Raw genomic sequence first — 20636 nt, forward strand, 5'->3', positions numbered from 1 at the left:
GCCCTCCTCGGCCGGGTGCCGGTCACGCCAGCGCCGCCGCGTGGCCGCGCAGCCCCGCGGCGACCGAGCCCAGCAGGGCCGCCCGCGCGCCGGTCTGGCCGGTGCTGGCACCGGCGTGCGCGTCCGCGGCCGCGGTCACCTGCCCGCGCAGCCACGCCCGCACGTCAGAGCCGGCCGGCGGCGCTCCGGCGGACAGGGAGGGCCGAACCGGGGACGGGCCGGGCGAGGGCGCCGCGGCGCGCAGCCGGTCGAGCTGGTCGCCGGCCTGCGCGGCGAGGCCGGCCACCTCGCTGCCGAGGACGGCGTCGGCGGCCGCCGCCGCGGCGTAGGCGGCGACGAGCGACTCCTGCACGGCCACCTGGCCGGCCAGCCGGTCGGCCTGCTCGCTGGCTGCGGATCCGCCGGAGGAACCCGGCGTGCAGCCGACGGCGAGCAGGGCCAGTCCGGCCGAGGCCGCCAGGAGCGCGCGCCGGGACAAGCCCGGGGGAGCGGGCGCGGGAGAGGAGGGCATCGCCGTCATCCTCTCAGCCCGGCACCGGCCGGCCCGACAGCACACCGCAGCCGGGCCGGTCCCCGGCGCCGGCTCTCGGCGGACAGCGGTGAGCGGTAGCCTGACCCTTCGCCCGGTACCGGGCCCGGCGGCGTGTCCGCCGCCGCCCGCGGGGGCTCCGACACCGGACGGGATCCGCCGCGCGCCCGCCACCGACCGAGCCAGGAGAGGGAGGGGACCGTGTCCGCCGCTTCCCGCACCGATCCCGTCGCGACCCGCCTGGCCGGCGTGATCGGTCCGGTCGTCGACACCGCCGGGTACGACCTCGAGGAGCTGGTCGTCACCCCCGCCGGCCGGCGCAGCGTCATCCGCGTGGTGGTCGACCGGGACGCCGGAGTGACCCTCGACGACGTCGCCGAGGTGAGCCGGGCGGTGTCCGCGGCCCTCGACGAGCACGACGGCGACATGGGCCGCGCCCCGTACGTGCTGGAGGTCACCAGCCCCGGGGTCGACCGGCCGCTGACCGAGCCCCGGCACTGGCGGCGCAACACCGGCCGGCTGGTCACCGTCGGCGTCGGGCCGGCGGGCGCGACCGAGCAGGTGACCGCGCGGCTGCTCGAGGTCGACGACACCGGGGTGATCCTGGCCGTGGAGGTCACGGGCAAGCCGGGGGCGAGGAAGCGGCCGCCCACCGAGCGGCGGGTGCCGTGGCAGGAGCTGGGCACGGGCCGCGTCCAGGTGGAGTTCGCCCGGGGCGGGGCGGCGGTGGACGAGGCGGACCCGGACCAGCAGCCCGATCCCGCAGACGAGGACGACGGAGGAGGACAGTGAACATCGACGTGACCGCCCTCAAGGCGGTCGAGCGGGAGAAGGGCATCCCGGCCGACACCGTCATCGAGGCGATCGAGTCGGCCCTGGTGACGGCCTACCGGCACGCCGACGGCGCGGCCAGGCACGTGCGGGTGCACGTCGACCGCAAGAGCGGCGAGGTCGCCGTGCTGGCCCAGGAGCTGGGCCCGGACGGCGAGGTCGTCCGCGAGTGGGACGACACCCCCTCCGACTTCGGCCGGATCGCGGCCAGCACCGCCAAGCAGGTCATCGTCCAGCGGCTGCGGGACGCCGAGCACGAACAGACCTTCGGCGAGTACGCCGGCAAGGAGGGCGACATCGTCAGCGGCATCGTGCAGGCCGACCAGCGGCGCAACGCCAGCGGCACGGTGCTCGTCGACATCGGCAAGGTGGAGGCCGTGCTGCCCGCCGGGGAGCAGGTGCCCGGCGAGACCTATCCGCACGGCAGCCGGCTCAAGGCCTACGTGGTGTCGGTGACGCGCACCTTCCGCGGGCCGCAGGTGACCGTCTCCCGCACCCACCCGAACCTGGTCCGCAAGCTGTTCGCCCTCGAGGTCCCCGAGATCGCCGACGGCAGCGTCGAGATCGTCGCGGTGGCCCGCGAGGCCGGGCACCGCTCGAAGATCGCCGTCCGCACCGCGGTGCCGGGTCTCAACGCCAAGGGCGCCTGCATCGGCCCCATGGGGCAGCGGGTGCGCAACGTCATGAGCGAGCTGCACGGCGAGAAGATCGACATCGTCGACTGGTCCGACGACCCGGCGACGTTCGTCGCCTCGGCGCTCAGCCCGGCCCGGGTGAGCAGCGCCCGCCTGGTCGATCCCCAGGCCAGGGCGGTCCGCGTCGTGGTGCCCGACTACCAGCTGTCATTGGCGATCGGCAAGGAGGGGCAGAACGCGCGGCTGGCCGCCCGGCTGACCGGCTGCCGGATCGACATCCGCAGCGACGCCCAGCCCGACGACGCCACGCCCTCCCCGGGGATGGGGCGGGCGCCCCTGCGTGCCGGGGCCCCGGCCGGCCGCGGCGGCCGGCCGGGGGCTCCCGGCGGGGGGATCCGTCCGGGTCAGCGACGCACGGAACACCGGGGGCCCGCTGCGCGCTAGAGTGCAGGGTGGCCGAAACGTCGATCCCGGTACGCACCTGCGTGGGGTGCCGGAAGCGCGCTCCGGTCACCGACCTGCTGCGTGTGGTCGCCCGGAACGGGGCTGTCGTCCCCGATCCGCGGCGGACCCTCCCCGGTCGGGGGGCGTCACTGCACCCCACCCCGGAGTGCCTGCACGCAGCGGAGCGACGCCGGGCCTTCGTCCGGGCGCTGCGCAGCAGCGGCCCGGTGGAGGTCGGTCCGCTCCGGGTCCACGTCCTCGGTGCGCCGTCCGCGGCGCCGGCGGACGGCGAGCCCGGGACGGGCGACAGCGAACGACCGACAGACCGCACCAACACAGCCGGACCGGTACCAGGCCGGTCCGCACGTCGAGAGCAGGACGTCGTCGGATGAGTCAGCCGTGAAGTCCCCACGATGACAAGCCAGACCATGCAGTACTGACGACGAGGTCGCGCGGGCGAGCCGCCGGCCTCACACACGAGGAGATCCGTGCCAGGCAAAGCCCGCGTACACGAACTCGCCAAAGAGTTCGGTGTCGACAGCAAGACCGTGCTCGCCAAGCTCAAGGAGCAGGGCGAGTTCGTGAAGTCCGCCTCTTCGACCGTCGAGGCCCCGGTGGCCCGGCGGCTGCGGGAGGCCTTCGTCAACGGCGGCTCCACCGCCGGCAACGGGAGCGGTCAGGCCGTTCCGCGGCCCGGCCCGCGCCCGACCCCGCGCGCTGCGCAGGCCCCGGCCGCCGCGGCTGCGGCCGCACCCGCGCCGGCAGCTCCCGCTGCGCCGGCTCCGGCGCCGCAGGCCCCCACGCCGCAGCCTCCGGTGACCCGCGCCCCCGGTGCGCCCACCCCGGGCCCCCGGTCGGCCGCGCCTCGTCCGGGTGCTCCGGTCCCCGGTCCGCGGCCGACCGCGCCGGCGCCCCAGGCGCCCGCGGCCAGCGCGCCGACCCAGCAGCCGCCCGCCGCGCCCAGCGGCCCGCGCCCGGGCCCGGCGGGTGCTCCCGGTCCGGGTCCGGCCGGTGGCGCCACCCCCGGCGGCCCCAGGCCCGGCGCCGGCCCGCGCCCGGGCCCTCGTCCGGCTCCGCGGCCGGGCAACAACCCCTTCAGCAGTGCACCGCGCCCGGCGCCGACCGGTGGTGCTCCGCGGCCCGGCGCCGGTGCCGGCCCGCGACCCGGCTCCGCGGCCGGTGGGCGTCCCGGTCCGGCTGCCGGTCCGCGCCCCGGTCCCCGTGCGGGCGGTTCGCGGCCGGCGGCCGGTCCTGGCGGGCCCCGTCCGGGTCCTGGCGCCGGTGGCCCGCGTCCGGCGGCCGGTCCCGGCGGACCGCGCCCGAACCCGGGCATGATGCCGCCGCGGCCCTCGCCCGGCATGATGCCGCCGCGCCCGGCCGGCGCCGGCCGGCCGGGTGGCGGGCCCGGGGGTGCGGCCCGTGGCCGACCGGGCGGTGGCCCCGGCGGTGGCGGCGGTGGTTTCCGCCCCGGCGGTGGCGGCGGCGCTCCCGCCAGCGGTGGCTTCCGCAGCGGCGGCGGTGGTGGTGGCGGCGGCGGCGGCGGTGGCCGCGGTCGTGGGCGTGGTGGCTCCGGTGCGGGCACCGCGGGCGCCTTCGGGCGTCCGGGCGGGCGTGGCCCGGTCCGCGGGCGCAAGAGCAAGAAGCAGCGGCGCCAGGAGTTCGACCAGATGGCGGCGCCCAGCATGGGCGGCGTCAGCCTGCCCCGTGGCAACGGGCAGACCGTCCGGCTGCCCCGTGGCGCGTCGCTGACCGACCTGGCCGAGCGCATCGGCGCCCAGCCGGCGGCGCTGGTGACCGCCCTGTTCCACCTGGGCGAGATGGTCACCGCCACGCAGTCGGTGAACGACGAGACGCTGCAGCTGCTCGGGGCCGAGATCGGCTGGGACATCCAGGTGGTCAGCCCCGAGGACGAGGACCGCGAGCTGCTCGAGACCTTCGACCTCACCTTCGGCGACGAGGGTGACCAGGAGGACTGGGCGGCCCGCCCGCCGGTCGTGACGGTCATGGGTCACGTCGACCACGGCAAGACCAAGCTGCTCGACGCCATCCGCAACACCAACGTGGTGGCGCGGGAGGCCGGCGGCATCACCCAGCACATCGGCGCCTACCAGATCGTCACCGAGCTGGAGGGCGAGGAGCGGCCGATCACCTTCATCGACACCCCGGGTCACGAGTCGTTCACCGCGATGCGTGCCCGCGGCGCGAAGGTGACCGACATCGTCGTCCTGGTGGTCGCCGCCGACGACGGCGTCATGCCGCAGACGGTGGAGGCGCTCAACCACGCCCAGGCCGCCGACGTACCGATCGTGGTCGCGGTCAACAAGATCGACAAGGAGGGGGCCAACCCCGCCAAGATCCGCCAGCAGCTCACCGAGTACGGGCTGGTGGCCGAGGAGTACGGCGGCGACACCATGTTCGTCGACGTCTCCGCGACCACCCGCCAGGGCATCGAGGACCTGCTGACGGCGATCCTGCTCACCGCCGACGCCTCGCTGGACCTGCGCGCCAACACCGAGCAGGACCCGCAGGGCGTGGTCATCGAGGGCAAGCTGGACAAGGGCCGCGGCCCCGTCGCCACGGTCCTGGTCCAGCGCGGCACCCTGCGCCAGGGCGACTCGATCGTGGCCGGCGACGCCTACGGTCGGGTCCGGTCGCTGCTCGACGAGCACGGCAACAAGCTCAAGGAGGCCCTACCGGCCCGTCCGGTGCAGGTCGTCGGACTCACCTCCGTGCCCCGCGCCGGTGACACCTTCCTCGTCGTCGAGGAGGACCGGGTGGCCCGGCAGATCGCCGACCGCCGTCAGGCCCGCATCCGCAACGCGCAGAACGCGCAGATGCGCAAGCGGATCAGCCTGGAGGACCTCGACGCGGCGCTCAAGGAGAACCGCCAGCTCAACCTGATCATCAAGGGCGACAACTCGGGCACCGTGGAGGCACTCGAGGACGCGCTGATGAAGATCGAGGTCAGCGACGACGTCTCGCTGCGGGTCATCCACCGCGGCGTCGGCTCGATCACCAAGAGCGACATCGACCTGGCGCTGGCCGACGACGTCATCGTCCTGGGCTTCAACGTCCGGGCCGAGGGTCAGGCCACCGAGCTGGCCAACCGCGAGGGCATCGACGTCCGGTACTACTCGGTCATCTACCAGGCGATCGAGGAGATCGAGGCGGCCCTCAAGGGCATGCTCAGGCCGGAGTACGAGGAGGTCGGACTCGGCACGGCGGAGGTGCGGGAGGTCTTCCGGGTGCCGCGCATCGGCAACGTCGCGGGCTCGATCGTCCGCAGCGGGACGATCACCCGGAACTCCAAGGCCCGGCTGGTGCGCGACGGCGTCGTCGTCGCCGACAACCTCACCATCGAGTCGTTGCGCCGGTTCAAGGACGACGTCACCGAGGTCCGCGAGGGCTACGAGTGCGGCATCGGTCTCGGGTCGTTCAACGACATCAAGGTCGAGGACCTCGTCGAGACCTTCGAGATGCGCGAGAAGCCGCGCGAGTAAAGAGGACCCGCTGCTCCCCATCGCGAGCGGGTGACGTGCTGGAACGGCCCTCCTGCAGGGGCCCAGCGCGAGCTTGTGAGCGGTGGGGGGCAGGAGGGTCCTTCGACGGTGTTCACCGGGTCGCTGACGGCCGACCTGCTGCTGGGCGACGTCCACTCGCTCAAGGGCAAGCGTGCCGTGGTCCGGCCGATCCTGGCCGAGCTGCGGCGCCGCTTCGCCGTGGCCGCCGCCGAGGTGGGCGACCAGGACCTGCACCGCCGGGTGCAGGTCGGCGTGGCCACGGTGGCCGGCGACGCCGGCCAGGTCACCGACGTGCTCGACGCGTGCGAGCGGTTGCTGGCCGAGCGGCCGGAGGTGACGCTGCTGTCGACGCACCGGCAGCTGTTCAGTGACACGGATTGAAGAAGGACCCCCTCGCCCCCCACCGCTCGCAGGCTCGCGGTGGGGCCCTGCGAGGGGGCCGCCACTGCCCACCCGGGCGCCCTGGTGCGCCCCGTCTCCTGGAGGGTCCGATGGCCGACCCGGCTCGCGCCCGCAGACTGGCGGTGCGCATCCGTCAGATCGTCTCCGCCGCGATCGAGAACCAGATCAAGGACCCGCGGCTGGGCATGGTGACCGTCACCGACGCCCGGGTGACCAGCGACCTCCGTGAGGCGACGGTCTTCTACACCGTCTACGGCGACCCCACGCAGGTCGAGGACTCCGCCAAGGCGCTGGCGTCGGCGACCGGGGTGCTGCGCTCGACCGTGGGCAGGCAGACCGGCATCAAGTTCGTGCCCACGCTGACCTTCGTCGCCGACTCCGTGCCCGACACCGCGCGGGAGCTGGACGCGGCGATCGAGCGGGTCCGCTCCGCCGACGCCGAGCTCGCCCGGATCCGCGAGGGCGCCACCTACGCCGGGGACGCCGACCCCTACCGCCGCCCGGCCGAGGACGACGACCGCGGCGGCGATCCCGACGACGACCCGTCCGACGTCGGGACTGCCGATGACAGGGCCGACGTCCCCACCCACAGCAGGAGTGGCTCGTGAGCTCGCGCACGAGCACAGCAGCGCCGCGCACGCGGCCGACGAGCGCCAGCGAGGAGGACTCGTGAGCGAGAACGACCCCGACCCCCACCTGCCCGACGAGGGGCAGGACCGCCTGGAGCTCGGCGGCCGCCCGGCCCCCGACGCCGGCGACCCCACGCAGGGCGGCAGGACCGGCCAGATCGGCGACGCGCCGAGCATCACCTCCGACGAACCGGACGACGGCTCGAGCTACCCGGTGGGCGGCGGACGCGTGACCGAGGAGGAGAACGCCTCGCCGGTCGCCGACCCCGGCCCGGACTCGTGACCGAGCTCGCGAGGTCCCGCAGGAGCGCAGCACGGTCCGGTACGGGGCCGACCAGCGCTGGCGAGGAGGCCCCGTGACGGTCTCCCTCCCCCGGGGCACCGACCTGACCGACCGCGCCGCCGCCGTCCTCGCCGAGGCTGCGGCGGCCCGGGCCACCGTCGTCCTCACCGGGCACGTGCAACCCGACGCCGACGCGCTGGGCAGCACGCTGGCCCTCGCCGAGGGGCTGCGCCGGCGCGGTGCCCGGGTGCTGGCCACCTTCCCCGACCCGTTCGTGCTGCCCGCGTCGCTCACCTGGCTGCCCGGCGTGGAGGGCCTGGTGCCCTCGTCGGCCGTACCGGCCTCGCCGGACGTCTTCGTCAGCCTCGACGCCGCCTCCCCGGCTCGGCTGGGCGAGCTGGCCGCGCTGCTCGAGCGCGCGGCCACGTCCGTGGTCGTCGACCACCACGCCAGCAACCCCGGCTTCGGTCGGGTGCGCGTCGTCGACCCCGGCGCCCCGGCCACCGTCGTGCTGGTCGCCGACCTGCTCGACGGGCTCGGGGTGGCCCTCGACCAGCGGCTGGCTACCTGCCTGTACGCCGGCCTGGCTGCCGACACGGGCTCCTTCCGGTTCGGCAACACCCGCCCCGACACGCACGGCCTCGCCGCCCGGCTGCTGGACACCGGCATCGACCACGCGGCCATCAGCCAGCGGCTGTTCGACACCGCGCCGTTCGGGTGGCTGGGCCTGCTCTCGGTCGTCGCCGGCCGCGCCGTCCTCGAGCCGGAGGTCGGGGCCGGCCTGGTGTGGACCTGGTCGAGCACCGCCGAGGCCGCCGAGCACGGACTGCCCGGCGAGCAGCTCGAGGCGCTGGTCGACGTCGTCCGCACCATCCAGGAGGCGGACGTGGCCTGCGTGCTCAAGGGGCAGGACGACGGCTCCTGGTCGGTGTCGCTGCGCTCCCGCGGCGCGACCGACGTGGCCCGGGTGGCCGTGGCGCTGGGCGGCGGCGGTCACCGCGCCGCCGCCGGCTTCAGCTGGACCGCCGACCGGGAGAGTGCGATCCGTGCGTTGCGCGGGGAGCTCGGCGGGCGATGACACCGCCGTCCTCCGGACCGCACCGCGGGCCATGACACCGCCGTCCTCCGGACCGCACCGCGGGCCATGACACCGCCGTCCTCCGGACCGCACCGCGGCCAGGTGCCGTCCCCGACGGGCGCTGAGCCCACCCCGGACCTCCCCTGGGGAGACCTCCGGTCCCCGCAACGGGACGTCCGCGCTCCCGCGAGGGCTCCCGGTGTGCTGGCCCTGGCCGCGCCGGCGCTCGTCGTCCTCGCGGCGGAGCCGCTGTACCTGCTGGTCGACACCGCCGTCGTGGGCAACCTGGGGACGGTCGCGCTGGGCGGGCTGGCCGTGGGCGGCGGCCTGCTGGCGTGGGCCGCGGCCCTGCTGAACTTCCTCGCCTACGGCACCACCGCTCGCGCCGCCCGCCGTGCCGGCGCCGGCGACCGGGCCGGCGCGGTCGCCGAGGGTGTGCAGGCCACCTGGCTGGCCCTCGCCCTCGGCCTGGCGGTGCTCGGGTTCTTCCAGCTGCTCGCCGGTCCGCTGACCCGGGCGCTGGCCGGCGGGGCCGGTCCGGTGGCCGCGGCCGGTGAGACCTGGCTGCGGATCGCCGCCCTCGGCACGCCGCTGCTGCTGGTGTCCCTGGCCGGCAACGGCTGGCTGCGCGGCGTGCAGGAGCTGCGCCGGCCGATGCGCTGCGTGCTCGCCGGCAGCCTGGCCAGCCTGGTGCTCTGCCCGCTGCTGGTGCACCCGGCGGGCCTGGGGCTGCCCGGGTCCGCGGTCGCCAACGTCGCCGGTCAGGCGCTCACGGCCGCTCTGCTCCTGCGCGCCCTCGCGCGCGAGGGCGTTGCGTGGCGTCCGCGTCCGGCGGCGATCCGGGCCCAGCTGGTCATCGGCCGCGACCTGCTGCTGCGCGCCGCCGTGCTGCAGATGGCGTTCCTGGTCGCCACCGGCGTGGTCGCCCGCGCCGGCACCGCCGAGCTCGGCGCCCACCAGATCGCCGTCCAGCTGTTCTTCTTCCTCACCCTCGTGCTCGACGCCTACGCGATCGCGGCGCAGACCCTCGTCGGCCAGGCCCTCGGCGCCGGCCGGCCCGACGACGCCCGGGCCACCGCTCGCCGGGTCACCCTGTGGGGGCTGGTCACCGGGGTCGTCGTCGGCGTCCTGCTGCTGGCGCTGCGCCCGGTCGTGCCGCCCCTGTTCACCGACGACCCCGCGGTGCTCGCGCAGGCCGGCGTCGCCTGGTGGTTCCTGGCCGGCGTGCAGCCGCTGGCCGGGGTGGTGTTCGCCCTGGACGGCGTGCTCATGGGCGCCGGGGACGTCGGCTACCTGCGCACCGTGACCGTCGGCGCGGCCCTGCTCGGCTTCCTGCCGCTGTCGCTGCTCGCCGTCCCGCTCGGCTGGGGGCTGGCCGGCGTGTGGACCGGGCTCACCCTCTTCGTCACCGTCCGCCTGGTCGCCGTCCTGGTCCGGGTGGCGGGCGACCGGTGGCTGCGGGCGCCTGGGACGGTGGCGGCGTGAGCAGACGCACGGATGCCGACGTCCCCCCGGGTCTGCTGCTGGTCGACAAGCCGGGCGGCACGACGTCGCACGACGTCGTCGCCCGCGCCCGGCGGGCGCTGTCGGTCCGCCGGGTCGGGCACGCCGGCACCCTCGACCCGATGGCCACCGGCCTGCTCGTCCTCGGCGTCGGCTCGGCCACCCGGCTGCTGGGGTACCTCGGCGGACACGACAAGACCTACGAGGCGACCATCCGGCTCGGGCGGTCTACGGTCACCGACGACCGCGAGGGCCAGGTCGTGACCACCGCCTCGGCCGCGCACCTGGACGACGCCGCCGTTGCCGCCGCCCTCACCGCGCAGACCGGCCCGCTGCTGCAGGTGCCCTCCTCGGTCAGCGCGGTCAAGGTCGCCGGACGCCGCGCCTACGACCGGGTGCGCGCCGGCGAGGAGGTGGTGCTCGAGCCGCGGACGGTCACCGTCCACCGGCTCGACGTCCACCGCGTCACCCGACCCACCCCCGACCTGGTCGACGTGGACGTGACCGTCGTCTGCACCGCCGGCACCTACGTCCGGTCGATCGCCCGCGACGCCGGCGCGGCGCTCGGCGTCGGCGGCCACCTCACCGCCCTGCGCCGCACCGCCTCCGGCCCGTTCCCCGTCGCCCAGGCCGCCCCGGTGGAGGAGGCGGCTGCCGCGCTCGCCGCCGGCGGGGGAACCGGCGCCCTCTCCCTGACCGGGGCCGCGCGCGCCGTGTTCCCGGAGCGGTCCCTCACCGCCGACGAGGCCCGGGCGCTCGGGCACGGGCAGCGGATCGCCGCCACCGGTGCCTCCGGCCTGCACGCCGCGGTGGACGGCGAGGAGCGGCTGGTCGCGCTGGTGGAGGACGCCGGCCGCACCGCCCGCGTCGCCGTGGGGTTCCCGCCCACCTGACCCGGCTCAGGCCGGCGAGGCGGCTCGTGTGCCGGGCCGCGCCAGCAGCACGGTGCCGGCCAGGGTGAGCGCCCAGCCCACGACCAGGAGGGCCGCCCACCCGCTGCGCACGCGGTCGCCCAGGAGGACCAGCCCCACCAGGCCCGGCACCACGACCTCGACGACGGAGAGGACCCCCACCACGCTGTCGACCCGCCCCCGGCGCATCGCCCGGGACAGCAGCACGGTGCCGGTGGCCCCGAGGACGACCACGGCGTAGGCCAGCGGCTCGGTCAGCAGGTCGGCCACCGAGCGCCACACCGACGACGCCACGTGCACGCCCGCACCGACAGCGACACCCCGCCGAACGCCAGCCCGGCGACCGCGGTCGTGAGCAGCGGGTGCCCGGCCCGGGCCACCGGCACCGCGGCTGCGAGCAGCAGCCCGGTGGACACCAGCAGCACGGGGACCGCTCCGGCCGGCAGCCGGTCGGGCCGTCCCGGGTCGGCGCTGGCCGCCACCAGCACCAGGCCGACCACCACCGCCGCCACCGCGTACCGCTCCCGGACCGGCAACCGCCGCGGGTCCCCGCCGTGCGCGGCGACGGCGGTCACCGCGACCGTGCCGGTCAGCACCGTCTGCACCGCGAACACCGGCAGGACGCGCAGCGCCGCGACCGACAGCGCCCAGCCCAGGGCGTCGAAGGCCAGACCGGCGAGGTAGCGCGGCTGCCGCCACACCGGCGAGCCGGCCCGCGCCCGGCGGGCCCCGCCCGCCTCCAGCAGCGAGGCGGTGGTGTTCACCAGCATGGCCGCCACGGGCGCCGCCAGCGCGAGCGCGGTCATCGCGTCCCCCTCCTGTGGCGGCCTCGGTGCCGTGGCCGGCGCCATCCAACCCGACGGCACGCTCGACGCACGCCTGGCGGCGCTCTCCGTCGAGCTGGCCCCGCTGCCCGGCGTCCTGGTCGCCTTCTCCGGCGGGGTCGACTCCGCTCCCGGTCGATGGACGAGCTGTTGCCCGATCCGGTGCGCTACCGCTGAGCCGAGCGGGCGATGCGCGCCGCGACGCCCACGTCGTCCACCCGGGTGGCGAACGCCGACGGCGCCCCGTCGTCGAGCAGCGCCGCCAGGCAGGCCACCGTCTGCTCCGGCGTCTCGCCCGCCGCGTAGCCGACCTCCGGGGTCCCCGTCCGGGCGGCGCGGTCGAGGTCGAGCCGGGCGTAGCCGAGGTCGGCGGTGCGCGGGGCGTCCACGCCGCCAGGGTGCCCCACCGGGGTTGATCGCGTCCCGGCACGGGAAGGGGAGGGCCATGAGCGTCGTCAAGATCAACGCGATCACCGTGCCCAAGGACAAGCAGGAGCGCTTCGAGGAGCGCTTCAAGGGCCGGGCCGGCGCGGTCGAGCAGACCCCCGGCTTCGAGTGGTTCGAGCTGCTGCGCCCGCTGGAGGGCACCGACCAGTACCTGGTCTACACCCGGTGGGAGAGCGAGGAGGCCTACCGGGCGTGGGAGTCCGGTCAGGACTTCGCCCGCGCGCACGAGGGCGGCGGCTCCGACCTCGCGCCCGCCGCCAGCGACTCCTCCCACCTGTGGTCCTACGAGGTCGTCGAGAGCGCGGCACCCGACCGGCCGTGACCACCCGCGCCGTGCGGTGGCGGCGGTCGGGCCCCGACCGCCGCCGCGCCCGGGGCTACTGTGAGCAGGCGGGCCCGCCCTCCGCCGGCCCGCGCCGAGTCCGCACGCCCAGGTGGGAGCCATGACCGACACGCTCGCCGACAGCCGTACCTCGTCCCGGGAGTTCATCGAGGGCGTGCCGGTGGTCGTGGAGGACGTGCCTCGTCGTCCTGCGGCCGAGCGCAACGAGGTGCTGGCCGACCCGGGCTTCGGCCGGTACTTCACCGACTCGATGTTCATCGCGCGCTACCGCGCGGGGGAGGGCTGGTACGACGCCCGGTTGACCGGCTACGCGCCGCTGCAGGTCGACCCGGCCACGGCGGCGCTGCACTACGCACAGTCGATCTTCGAAGGGCTCAAGGCCTACGTCCAGCCCGACGGCAGCGTCGCCACCTTCCGGCCCGAGGCCAACGCGGCCCGCTTCGTCCGCGGGGCCAAGCGGCTGGCCATGCCCCCGGTGCCGGAGGAGGCGTTCATCGCCGCCGTCGACGCCCTGGTCGATGCCGAGCGCGACTGGGTGCCCACCGGCCCCGACCAGACCCTCTACCTGCGCCCGTACCAGCTGGCCTCCGAGCCGTTCCTCGGCGTCCGGCCCGCGAACGAGTACCTGTTCCTGGCGATCGCCAGTCCGGCGGGGGCCTACTTCTCCCGGGGCGTGCACCCCGTGACCGTGTATCTGTCGGAGGAGTACATCCGCGCCGCGCCCGGCGGCACCGGCGACATCAAGAGTGCCGGCAACTACGCCGCCAGCCTGCTCGCCCAAGAAGAAGCGATCGCTGCCGGCTGCGACCAGGTCGTCTGGCTCGACGCGGTGGAGAAGCGCTACGTCGAGGAGATGGGGACGAACAACCTCTTCTTCGTCCTCGGCGAGGGGGACGACGCCGAGCTGGTCACCCCTGAGCTCACCGGCACTCTGCTGGCTGGCATCACCCGGGACTCGCTGATCACCGTGGCTCGCGAGCTGGGGTACCGGGTCACCGAGCGGAAGTTCAGCGTGGAGGAGTGGCGCCGCGGCGTGACCGACGGCACCGTCACCGAGACCTTCGGCTGCGGCACCGCGGCGGTGATCACCCCGGTCGGCGAGGTCAAGGCGCGCACCGGTGGCTTCGTCATCGGGGACGGCGGGCCCGGCCCGCTCACCATGCGACTGCGGGAGCACCTGCTCGACGTCCAGCACGGCCGGGTGCCCGACACCCACGGCTGGCTGCACCGGGTCGGCTGAGCGACCCGGGCTCGTCGACGTGCGCCGGTGGCGGGGGTTGGAGGCCACCCCCAGTGACCTCGGCCGCACGGTGGTCACCGTCGGCATGTACGACGGCGTCCACCGCGGCCACCAACAGCTGATCGGTGCCGCGGTGCAGCGGGCTCGCGCGATGGGCCGGCCCTGCCTGCTGCTCACCTTCGACCCGCACCCGTCCGAGGTGGTCCGCCCGGGCTCGCACCCGGCGATCCTCACCTCCCTGGACCGCAAGGCCGAGCTGGTCGCCGAACTCGGGGTGGACGCGATGTGCGTGCTGCCGTTCACCCGGGAGTTCATGCGGCTGTCGCCGGAGACCTTCACGCACACCGTGCTGGTCGAGCACCTGCACGCCGCCTCGGTGGTCGTGGGGCAGAACTTCACCTACGGCCACCGGGCGGCGGGCAACGTCTCGACCCTCACCGAGGAGGGCCGCCGGTTCGGTTTCACGGTCGAGGGGGTCCCGCTGGCCGGGGACTCGTCGGCCGACGGCGAGATCACCATCTCCTCGACCTACATCCGCGCCTGCGTGGCCGCCGGGGACATGGTGTCGGCCGCCCGTGCGCTGGGCCGGCCGCACCGGATCGAGGGCGTGGTGGTCCGCGGGGACCGCCGCGGCCGCGAGCTCGGCTACCCGACGGCGAACGTGCAGTCCCCGCCGTTCACCGCGATCCCGGCCGACGGGGTGTACGCCGGGAGCCTGGTCATCCTCGACCCGCGCACCGGTGCCACGCAGAGCACCTCGCCGGCGGCGATCTCCGTCGGCACCAACCCCACGTTCCAGGGCAGCCGGCGCACGGTCGAGGCGTACCTGCTGGACTTCGACGGCGACCTCTACGGAGAGCACGTCGGGGTGGAGTTCGTCCAGCGGCTGCGCCCGATGACCGCCTTCGCCGACGTCCCCGACCTGGTCGCGGCGATGGACCACGACGTCGCCGAGACCCGCCGGGTGCTGGGGCTGTGACAGCGCGGTCCTCCAGACCGCACCGGACACCGCTGGTAGCCTGGGAGGTCGTCGGGTCCTCCCGACGAGTGTGCAGTCTGCCCCCGTGCCGGAGACCGGGGGCCACACGCGACCTGCCCAGGAGGCCGTCGATGGCGCTCGACAGCGCGACGAAGAAGCAGATCATGACCGAGTACGCCACGGTCGAGAACGACACCGGTTCCCCGGAGGTGCAGGTCGCGATGCTGACCCGCCGGATCAGCGACCTGACCGAGCACCTCAAGCAGCACAAGCACGACCACCACAGCCGGCGGGGCCTGCTCCTGCTGGTCGGCCGCCGCCGCCGGCTGCTCAACTACCTGGCGAAGACCGACATCAACCGCTACCGCTCGCTCATCGAGCGGCTCGGTCTGCGCCGCTGACCCCAGAGGGGACCGTCCCGCCGGGACGGTCCCCTCTCTCGTGAGGCACCCGCCCCACGGCCCCCACGCGCCGGACGCCGACGCTGGTCGGTCCTCGGTGGTGGCCCCCGGGTACGCCCCTCCCCACGGAGGGGAACGACCCCCGTGGGCCTCGATCGAAGACCGGTCACCCCGGGCGCAGTCCGGCGCAGGACGCCACGAAGAGGACACCCGGCGCGCAGCGCCGCGAGAGGACGTCGCCGCATGCGACGTAGGAAGAGGACACCGTGTCCGCACCCACCACCCAGCACGGCAGCACCACCCCGGCTCCTCAGAACGGAGTCGCGGAGTTCGACCCCGAGGACGGCGTCACCACCGCCACCGCGGTCATCGACAACGGCAACTACGGCAGCCGCAGCATCACCTTCGAGACCGGCCGGCTGGCCAAGCAGGCCGCCGGGTCGGTGGTCGTCAGCATGGGCGACACCATGCTCCTGTCGGCCACCACGGCCGGCCGCCAGCCCAGGGACCAGTTCGACTTCTTCCCGCTGACGGTCGACGTCGAGGAGCGCATGTACGCCGCCGGGCGCATCCCCGGCTCGTTCTTCCGCCGTGAGGGCCGCCCGTCGGAGGACGCCATCCTCACCTGCCGGCTGATCGACCGCCCGCTGCGCCCGACCTTCGCCAAGGGCCTGCGCAACGAGGTCCAGGTCGTCATCACCGTCCTGGCGCTGGACCCCGACCACCTCTACGACGTACTGGCGATCAACGGCGCCTCGGCGTCCACCCAGCTGTCGGGCCTGCCCTTCTCCGGCCCGGTCGGCGGCACCCGCGTTGCGCTGATCAACGGGCAGTGGGTGGGTTTCCCGACCCACGCCGAGCTGGCCGACGCCGTCTTCGACATGGTCGTGGCCGGCCGGGTGCGCCCGGACGGCGACGTCGCGATCATGATGGTCGAGGCCGAGGCCACCGAGCGCACCGTCCAGCTGGTCGCCGGCGGCGCCCCCGCACCGACCGAGGAGGTCGTCGCGCAGGGCCTGGAGGCGGCCAAGCCGTTCATCAAGGCGCTGTGCGAGGCGCAGAGCGCTCTGGCGGAGAAGGCCGCCAAGCCGGTCGCCGACTTCCCCCGCTTCCTCGACTACTCCGACGACGTCTACGCCGCCGTCGAGTCCTTCGCCGGCGCCCGGCTGGCCGAGGTCCAGGCGATCCCCGGCAAGCAGGAGCGCAGCGACGCCACCGACGAGCTCAAGGACGAGGTCGTCAGCTCCCTCGCCCCCCAGTTCCCGGGCCGGGAGAAGGAGGTCTCCGCCGCCTTCCGGGCGGTGACCAAGAAGGTCGTCCGGCAGCGCATCCTGCGGGACAAGGTCCGCATCGACGGCCGCGGCGTCACCGACATCCGGCCGCTGTCGGCCGAGGTCGAGGTCGTCCCGCGGGTGCACGGCTCGGCGCTGTTCGAGCGCGGCGAGACCCAGATCCTGGGCATCACCACGCTGAACATGCTGCGCATGGAGCAGCAGCTGGACACGCTCTCGCCCGAGACCCGCAAGCGGTACATGCACAACTACAACTTCCCGCCGTACTCCACCGGCGAGACCGGCCGGGTGGGCTCGCCCAAGCGGCGCGAGATCGGCCACGGGGCGCTCGCCGAGCGGGCGCTGCTGCCGGTGCTGCCCGACCGCGAGGAGTTCCCCTACGCCATCCGGCAGGTGTCCGAGGCGCTGGGCTCCAACGGCTCGACGTCCATGGGCTCGGTCTGCGCCTCGACGCTGTCGCTGCTCAACGCCGGAGTGCCGCTGCGTGCCCCGGTCGCCGGCATCGCCATGGGCCTGGTCTCCGACGTAGTGGACACCGCCGACGGCCCGGAGACCCAGTACGTCGCGCTGACCGACATCCTCGGCGCCGAGGACGCCTTCGGCGACATGGACTTCAAGGTCGCCGGCACCCGGGACTTCGTCACCGCCCTGCAGCTGGACACCAAGCTCGACGGCATCCCCTCCGACGTCCTGGCCCAGGCGCTGACCCAGGCCCGCGCCGCCCGGCTGCACATCCTCGACGTCATGAACGAGGCCATCGACGGCCCCGACGAGATGAGCCCGTACGCCCCGCGGGTCACCACGGTGAAGATCCCGGTCGACAAGATCGGCGCGGTCATCGGCCCCAAGGGACAGATGATCAACTCGATCCAGGACGAGACCGGCGCCGAGATCACCATCGAGGACGACGGCACGATCTACGTCGGCGCCGCCAACGGCCCCTCGGCCCAGGGCGCGGTCGACCGGATCAACGCCATCGCCAACCCCCAGCTGCCCAAGGTCGGCGAGCGCTTCCTCGGCACGGTCGTGAAGACCACTCCGTTCGGCGCCTTCGTCTCCCTGCTCCCGGGCAAGGACGGCCTGGTCCACATCAGCAAGCTCGGCGGCGGCAAGCGGATCGCCAAGGTCGAGGACGTCGTCAACGTCGGCGACAAGCTGCAGGTCGAGATCACCGACATCGACTCCCGCGGCAAGATCAGCCTGGTCCCGGTCGCGGCCGAGGGCGACGGCTCCGGCGATGGCTCCGGCGAGGGTTCCGGCGACGGCTTCGGCGACGGCTCCGGCGACGGCTCCGGCGACGTCGCCCCGGCGGACGACGCCCAGACCGCCGCCTCCCCGGGGGCGTGACCACGGACACGCAGCAGGTCCCGGCCCCGGCCGGTGTGGGGCAGACCGTCGTCCTCGACGTGGACGAGTTCGGCGGCCGGGTGGAGCGGACCGAGCTGCCCGGCGGCCTGCGGGTCCTGACCGAGACGATGCCCGGGGTGCTGTCGGCCACCGTCGGCATCTGGGTGGGCGTCGGCTCGCGCGACGAGACCGACGCCGTGGCCGGCGCCTCGCACTTCCTCGAGCACCTGCTGTTCAAGGGCACCGGTACGCGCAGTGCGTTGGAGATCGCCACGGCGATGGATGCCGTTGGCGGTGAGATGAACGCCTTCACCGCCAAGGAGCACACCTGCTACTACGCCAACGTGCTCGCCAGCGACCTGCCGTTGGCGGTGACCCTGCTCGGTGACCTGGTCACCGACGCGCTCAACACCGCGGCGGACCTGCAGAGCGAGCGCACGGTGGTGCTCGAGGAGATCGCCATGCGCGACGACGAGCCCGCAGACAGCGTGCACGACCTGTTCGCCGAGACGCTGTTCGGCGGCACCGCGCTCGGCCGCTCGGTGCTGGGCACCGTCGCGTCCATCGAGGCGCTGACGAGGGACGACGTCGACGGCTGGTATCGCAGTCGCTACGCCGTCCCCTCCGTCGTGGTGACCGCGGCGGGGCGGGTGGAGCACCGGCAGGTGCTCGACTTGGTCACCGCCGCGTTCGGGTCCCGCCTCTCCGGCCCGGGCCGGCCGGCTCCCCTGCGACGGGGCGACGAGCGCTCGCCGACGCGTCCGGCCCGACCGACCGGCCTGATCCGCCGGCGCACCGAGCAGACCCACCTGCTGCTCGGCTCGGTCGGGGTCGGCCGCCTGGACGACCGGCGCTACGCGGCGGCGGTGATGGAGACGGCCGTCGGCGGCGGGATGAGCTCGCGGCTGTTCCAGGAGATCCGCGAGAAGCGGGGACTGGTCTACAGCGTCGGCTCGTCGCTGTCGCACTACGCCGGCACCGGGTCCTTCTCGGTCTACGCGGGCTGCTCGCCGAAGCGGGTCCCCGGGGTCCTGCGGCTGGTGCGGGAGGAGCTCGCCCGCGTCGCGGCCGATGGGCTGACGCCCGAGGAGGTGGCCCGTGGGCGCGGGCAACTCAAGGGAGGCATGGTCCTGGGGCTGGAGGACACCGGCTCCCGGATGAGCCGGCTGGGCAAGAGCGAGCTGTCCCACGGCGAGTACCTGCCGGTCCGCGAGGTGCTCGACCGGCTGGATGCCGTCGACGAGGACCAGGTCCGCGAGGTCGCCGCCGACCTCCTGACGCGGGAGACCTGCCTGGCCGTGGTCGGCCCCTACCGCGAGTCCGAGCTCGACCGGCTCTGATGCGCCGCCCGCACCCGGCCCTCGTCGTCCACGGTGCGCTGTCGCGGGGCGCCTTCGCCGTCACGGTCCTGGTCTCGCTGGCGGTGCTGTTCGCACCGGGGGACGACGTCCCGACCGCGCCGCCCGGGGTCGACAAGCTGGTCCACCTGGTCCTGTTCGCCGCGCTCGCCGTGACCGGGCGGTGGGCCGGGGTGCGTGCCGGCGTCCTGGTCGGGCTGATCCTGCTCTACGCCGCGGTCAGCGAGGTGGTGCAGGGTCTCTCGATGCTCCAGCGGTCGGCATCGGTTGCCGACTGGGTCGCCGACGTCGCAGGCGTCGCCCTCGGCCTGCTCGCGTGGGCGGTCGTCGAGCGCCGTCCGCGTGCCTGACCGGGGGCTGCCTTGCACCGCGGCGCGTTGGCGGGAGACTGACCCGATGACCACGAGCGCCCCAGCCTCCGACCAGTCCGGAGCGACCGGACCGGCGGGGGAGCCCCCGCTCCTCCGCGTCGGCGTCCTGGGCGCCCGGGGACGGATGGGCACCGAGGTGGTCAAGGCGGTCGACGCCGCCGACGACCTCGAACTCGTGGCGATGGTGGACGTCGGGGACCGGCTGGCCGACCTGTCCAACGCCGGCGCGCAGGTGGTCGTCGACTTCACCCGCCCGGACGTCGTCATGGACGACATCCGGTTCTGCATCGACAACGACATCCACTGCGTGGTCGGCACGACCGGCTTCGACGAGGAGAAGCTCGCCACCGTCGTGCGGTGGCTCGGGGCCGAGCCGCACGTCGGTGTCGTCATCGCTCCCAACTTCGGCATCGGCGCGGTCCTGCTGATGCGCTTCGCCCAGGAGGCGGCGCGGTTCTTCCCCTCCACGGAGATCGTGGAGCTGCACCACCCGAACAAGGTCGACGCCCCGTCGGGGACCGCCACCCGGACCGCTCGGCTGGTCGCGGCCGCCCGCCGGGCCGCCGGCCTGCCGGAGCAGCCCGATGCCACCACCGACGTCCTCCCCGGTGCCCGTGGGGCCGACGTCGAGGGCGTGCCGGTGCACGCGGTGCGGCTCACCGGTCTGGTCGCACACCAGGAGGTGCTCATGGGTGCGGCCGGGGAGACCCTGACCATCCGCCACGACTCCTACGACCGCGCCTCGTTCATGCCGGGGGTCCTCCTCGCGGTTAGGGAGATCGGTCGACGCCCGGGTCTCACCGTGGGGATCGAGGGCTTCCTCGGGCTCTGACCGCCCTTAGCGGAGTGTGACAGAGGGCGCCCTCCCCGGACGTGCGCGCCGTCCACGACGGCCGTGTATCGTCTTCTCTGCGCCCGGGAGACCGGAGCGGAACGCGGGAAGAACCCGTGAGCCGCGCTGGTTGCACCAGGTGCGCGACGCTCAGCAGTCGGGCGAGGCCCTGGAATGACTCCCAGGTCCCGCCCGTTGTACGGAGCACCTCCACCCGAGCAGCACGGTCTGGGTCACAGCACCCGGGGCTTGACTGCGGCCAAGGGTGGAGTAGCGTGGTCAGGCCACCTCGATTGACGGCCGGTGGGCTGGGGTCGTGGGTGTCCGTTCCTTGAGAACTCAACAGCGTGCCGAAAGTCAGTGCCATGGTTTGTGACCCCGTTGTGGGGTTGTGTGGGTTGGCTGATCTCGGGGGTGTGTTGTTTCGGGGTCGGTC

At 74.8% G+C, this 20636-nt stretch carries 22 protein-coding genes and 1 pseudogene; 19 read left to right on the forward strand and 4 right to left on the reverse strand.

Going from position 1 to position 20636, the window contains the following annotated elements; translation table 11 throughout:
• Window positions 1-22 precede the first annotated feature (22 nt).
• A complete protein-coding gene (locus DQ238_RS05910; RefSeq protein ID WP_113780345.1) occupies window positions 23-511 on the reverse strand; it encodes a hypothetical protein in 489 nt (162 codons plus the stop codon).
• A gap of 219 nt (window positions 512-730) precedes the next feature.
• Between DQ238_RS05910 and rimP the strand changes: the two genes are divergently transcribed.
• The 11 genes and pseudogenes from rimP to truB all read left to right on the forward strand — a co-directional run bounded on the left by rimP (window position 731) and on the right by truB (window position 10748).
• A complete protein-coding gene (rimP, locus tag DQ238_RS05915) occupies window positions 731-1321 on the forward strand; it encodes a ribosome maturation factor RimP (protein ID WP_113780346.1) in 591 nt (196 codons plus the stop codon).
• Window positions 1318-2439: a transcription termination factor NusA gene (gene nusA, locus DQ238_RS05920; RefSeq protein WP_113780347.1), complete on the forward strand. Its 1122-nt coding sequence runs from the start codon at window positions 1318-1320 to the stop codon at window positions 2437-2439. Before rimP ends, nusA begins: the two co-directional genes overlap by 4 nt.
• Before the next feature lie 41 nt (window positions 2440-2480).
• Window positions 2481-2831, forward strand: a complete 351-nt coding sequence (locus tag DQ238_RS05925; protein ID WP_113780348.1) for a YlxR family protein — start codon at window positions 2481-2483, stop codon at window positions 2829-2831.
• 96 nt (window positions 2832-2927) lie between these two features.
• Window positions 2928-3068: pseudogene (locus DQ238_RS24045) on the forward strand (translation initiation factor IF-2 N-terminal domain-containing protein); the annotation flags it as partial.
• Window positions 3069-4106: 1038 nt separating this feature from the next.
• On the forward strand, window positions 4107-5939 hold the full coding sequence (gene infB / locus DQ238_RS23575; RefSeq protein WP_233495754.1) for a translation initiation factor IF-2: 1833 nt from the start codon (window positions 4107-4109) through the stop codon (window positions 5937-5939).
• Between the two features lie 108 nt (window positions 5940-6047).
• The gene (locus DQ238_RS05935) at window positions 6048-6341 is read left to right on the forward strand and encodes a DUF503 domain-containing protein (RefSeq protein ID WP_113780350.1); all 294 of its coding nucleotides are present in this window, start codon (window positions 6048-6050) and stop codon (window positions 6339-6341) included.
• Window positions 6342-6451: 110 nt separating this feature from the next.
• A complete protein-coding gene (gene rbfA, locus DQ238_RS05940; RefSeq protein WP_113780351.1) occupies window positions 6452-6970 on the forward strand; it encodes a 30S ribosome-binding factor RbfA in 519 nt (172 codons plus the stop codon).
• A gap of 61 nt (window positions 6971-7031) precedes the next feature.
• Entirely contained in the window at window positions 7032-7274 is a 243-nt protein-coding gene (locus DQ238_RS05945; RefSeq protein ID WP_113780352.1) for a hypothetical protein, read from the forward strand.
• Between the two features lie 73 nt (window positions 7275-7347).
• A complete protein-coding gene (locus DQ238_RS05950) occupies window positions 7348-8352 on the forward strand; it encodes a bifunctional oligoribonuclease/PAP phosphatase NrnA (RefSeq protein WP_113780353.1) in 1005 nt (334 codons plus the stop codon).
• Window positions 8353-8553: 201 nt separating this feature from the next.
• Complete coding sequence (locus DQ238_RS05955) at window positions 8554-9837, forward strand: MATE family efflux transporter (RefSeq protein ID WP_233495747.1); 1284 nt, start codon at window positions 8554-8556, stop codon at window positions 9835-9837.
• Window positions 9834-10748 (forward strand): tRNA pseudouridine(55) synthase TruB, encoded by a 915-nt coding sequence (gene truB, locus DQ238_RS05960; protein ID WP_113780406.1) that lies wholly within the window; start codon window positions 9834-9836, stop codon window positions 10746-10748. Before DQ238_RS05955 ends, truB begins: the two co-directional genes overlap by 4 nt.
• A 6-nt stretch (window positions 10749-10754) precedes the next feature.
• Here truB and DQ238_RS05965 read toward each other — a convergent pair whose 3' ends face one another.
• The 3 genes from DQ238_RS05965 to DQ238_RS05975 all read right to left on the reverse strand — a co-directional run bounded on the left by DQ238_RS05965 (window position 10755) and on the right by DQ238_RS05975 (window position 11979).
• Window positions 10755-11036: a hypothetical protein gene (locus tag DQ238_RS05965; protein ID WP_158550719.1), complete on the reverse strand. Its 282-nt coding sequence runs from the start codon at window positions 11034-11036 to the stop codon at window positions 10755-10757.
• Window positions 11021-11572: a hypothetical protein gene (locus DQ238_RS05970; protein ID WP_113780356.1), complete on the reverse strand. Its 552-nt coding sequence runs from the start codon at window positions 11570-11572 to the stop codon at window positions 11021-11023. The genes DQ238_RS05965 and DQ238_RS05970 overlap by 16 nt, the downstream gene beginning before the upstream one ends.
• 185 nt (window positions 11573-11757) lie before the next feature.
• Complete coding sequence (locus DQ238_RS05975) at window positions 11758-11979, reverse strand: hypothetical protein (RefSeq protein ID WP_233495748.1); 222 nt, start codon at window positions 11977-11979, stop codon at window positions 11758-11760.
• A gap of 56 nt (window positions 11980-12035) precedes the next feature.
• Here DQ238_RS05975 and DQ238_RS05980 point away from each other — a divergent pair, with 56 nt between their 5' ends.
• The 8 genes from DQ238_RS05980 to dapB all read left to right on the forward strand — a co-directional run bounded on the left by DQ238_RS05980 (window position 12036) and on the right by dapB (window position 20200).
• A complete protein-coding gene (locus DQ238_RS05980; protein WP_113780357.1) occupies window positions 12036-12359 on the forward strand; it encodes an antibiotic biosynthesis monooxygenase in 324 nt (107 codons plus the stop codon).
• A 121-nt stretch (window positions 12360-12480) separates the two neighbouring features.
• A complete protein-coding gene (locus DQ238_RS05985; protein WP_113780358.1) occupies window positions 12481-13620 on the forward strand; it encodes a branched-chain amino acid aminotransferase in 1140 nt (379 codons plus the stop codon).
• Between the two features lie 19 nt (window positions 13621-13639).
• Window positions 13640-14599, forward strand: a complete 960-nt coding sequence (locus DQ238_RS05990; protein ID WP_113780359.1) for a bifunctional riboflavin kinase/FAD synthetase — start codon at window positions 13640-13642, stop codon at window positions 14597-14599.
• Window positions 14600-14730: 131 nt separating this feature from the next.
• Window positions 14731-15000 (forward strand): 30S ribosomal protein S15, encoded by a 270-nt coding sequence (rpsO, locus tag DQ238_RS05995; RefSeq protein WP_113780360.1) that lies wholly within the window; start codon window positions 14731-14733, stop codon window positions 14998-15000.
• A 266-nt stretch (window positions 15001-15266) separates the two neighbouring features.
• Complete coding sequence (locus DQ238_RS06000; protein WP_233495749.1) at window positions 15267-17639, forward strand: polyribonucleotide nucleotidyltransferase; 2373 nt, start codon at window positions 15267-15269, stop codon at window positions 17637-17639.
• Entirely contained in the window at window positions 17636-18979 is a 1344-nt protein-coding gene (locus DQ238_RS06005; RefSeq protein WP_113780361.1) for a pitrilysin family protein, read from the forward strand. The genes DQ238_RS06000 and DQ238_RS06005 overlap by 4 nt, the downstream gene beginning before the upstream one ends.
• Window positions 18979-19347: a VanZ family protein gene (locus DQ238_RS06010; protein WP_113780362.1), complete on the forward strand. Its 369-nt coding sequence runs from the start codon at window positions 18979-18981 to the stop codon at window positions 19345-19347. Before DQ238_RS06005 ends, DQ238_RS06010 begins: the two co-directional genes overlap by 1 nt.
• Window positions 19348-19393: 46 nt before the next feature.
• A complete protein-coding gene (gene dapB / locus DQ238_RS06015) occupies window positions 19394-20200 on the forward strand; it encodes a 4-hydroxy-tetrahydrodipicolinate reductase (protein ID WP_113780363.1) in 807 nt (268 codons plus the stop codon).
• The last annotated feature ends 436 nt before the right edge of the window (window positions 20201-20636 follow it).

The sequence above is a fragment of the Geodermatophilus sp. TF02-6 genome, assembly GCF_003319115.1.
Taxonomy (GTDB): Bacteria; Actinomycetota; Actinomycetes; order Mycobacteriales; family Geodermatophilaceae; genus Geodermatophilus.

Bases quoted from the DNA above. Each gene is read 5' to 3' on its own strand.
- DQ238_RS05980 (WP_113780357.1), top strand. From the start codon at position 12,036: ATGAGCGTCGTCAAGATCAACGCGATCACCGTGCCCAAGGACAAGCAG.
- rpsO (WP_113780360.1), top strand. From the start codon at position 14,731: ATGGCGCTCGACAGCGCGACGAAGAAGCAGATCATGACCGAGTACGCC.
- rbfA (WP_113780351.1), top strand. From the start codon at position 6,452: ATGGCCGACCCGGCTCGCGCCCGCAGACTGGCGGTGCGCATCCGTCAG.
- DQ238_RS05985 (WP_113780358.1), top strand. From the start codon at position 12,481: ATGACCGACACGCTCGCCGACAGCCGTACCTCGTCCCGGGAGTTCATC.
- DQ238_RS05910 (WP_113780345.1), bottom strand. From the start codon at position 511: ATGCCCTCCTCTCCCGCGCCCGCTCCCCCGGGCTTGTCCCGGCGCGCG.
- infB (WP_233495754.1), top strand. From the start codon at position 4,107: ATGGCGGCGCCCAGCATGGGCGGCGTCAGCCTGCCCCGTGGCAACGGG.
- dapB (WP_113780363.1), top strand. From the start codon at position 19,394: ATGACCACGAGCGCCCCAGCCTCCGACCAGTCCGGAGCGACCGGACCG.
- DQ238_RS06010 (WP_113780362.1), top strand. From the start codon at position 18,979: ATGCGCCGCCCGCACCCGGCCCTCGTCGTCCACGGTGCGCTGTCGCGG.
- DQ238_RS05970 (WP_113780356.1), bottom strand. From the start codon at position 11,572: ATGACCGCGCTCGCGCTGGCGGCGCCCGTGGCGGCCATGCTGGTGAAC.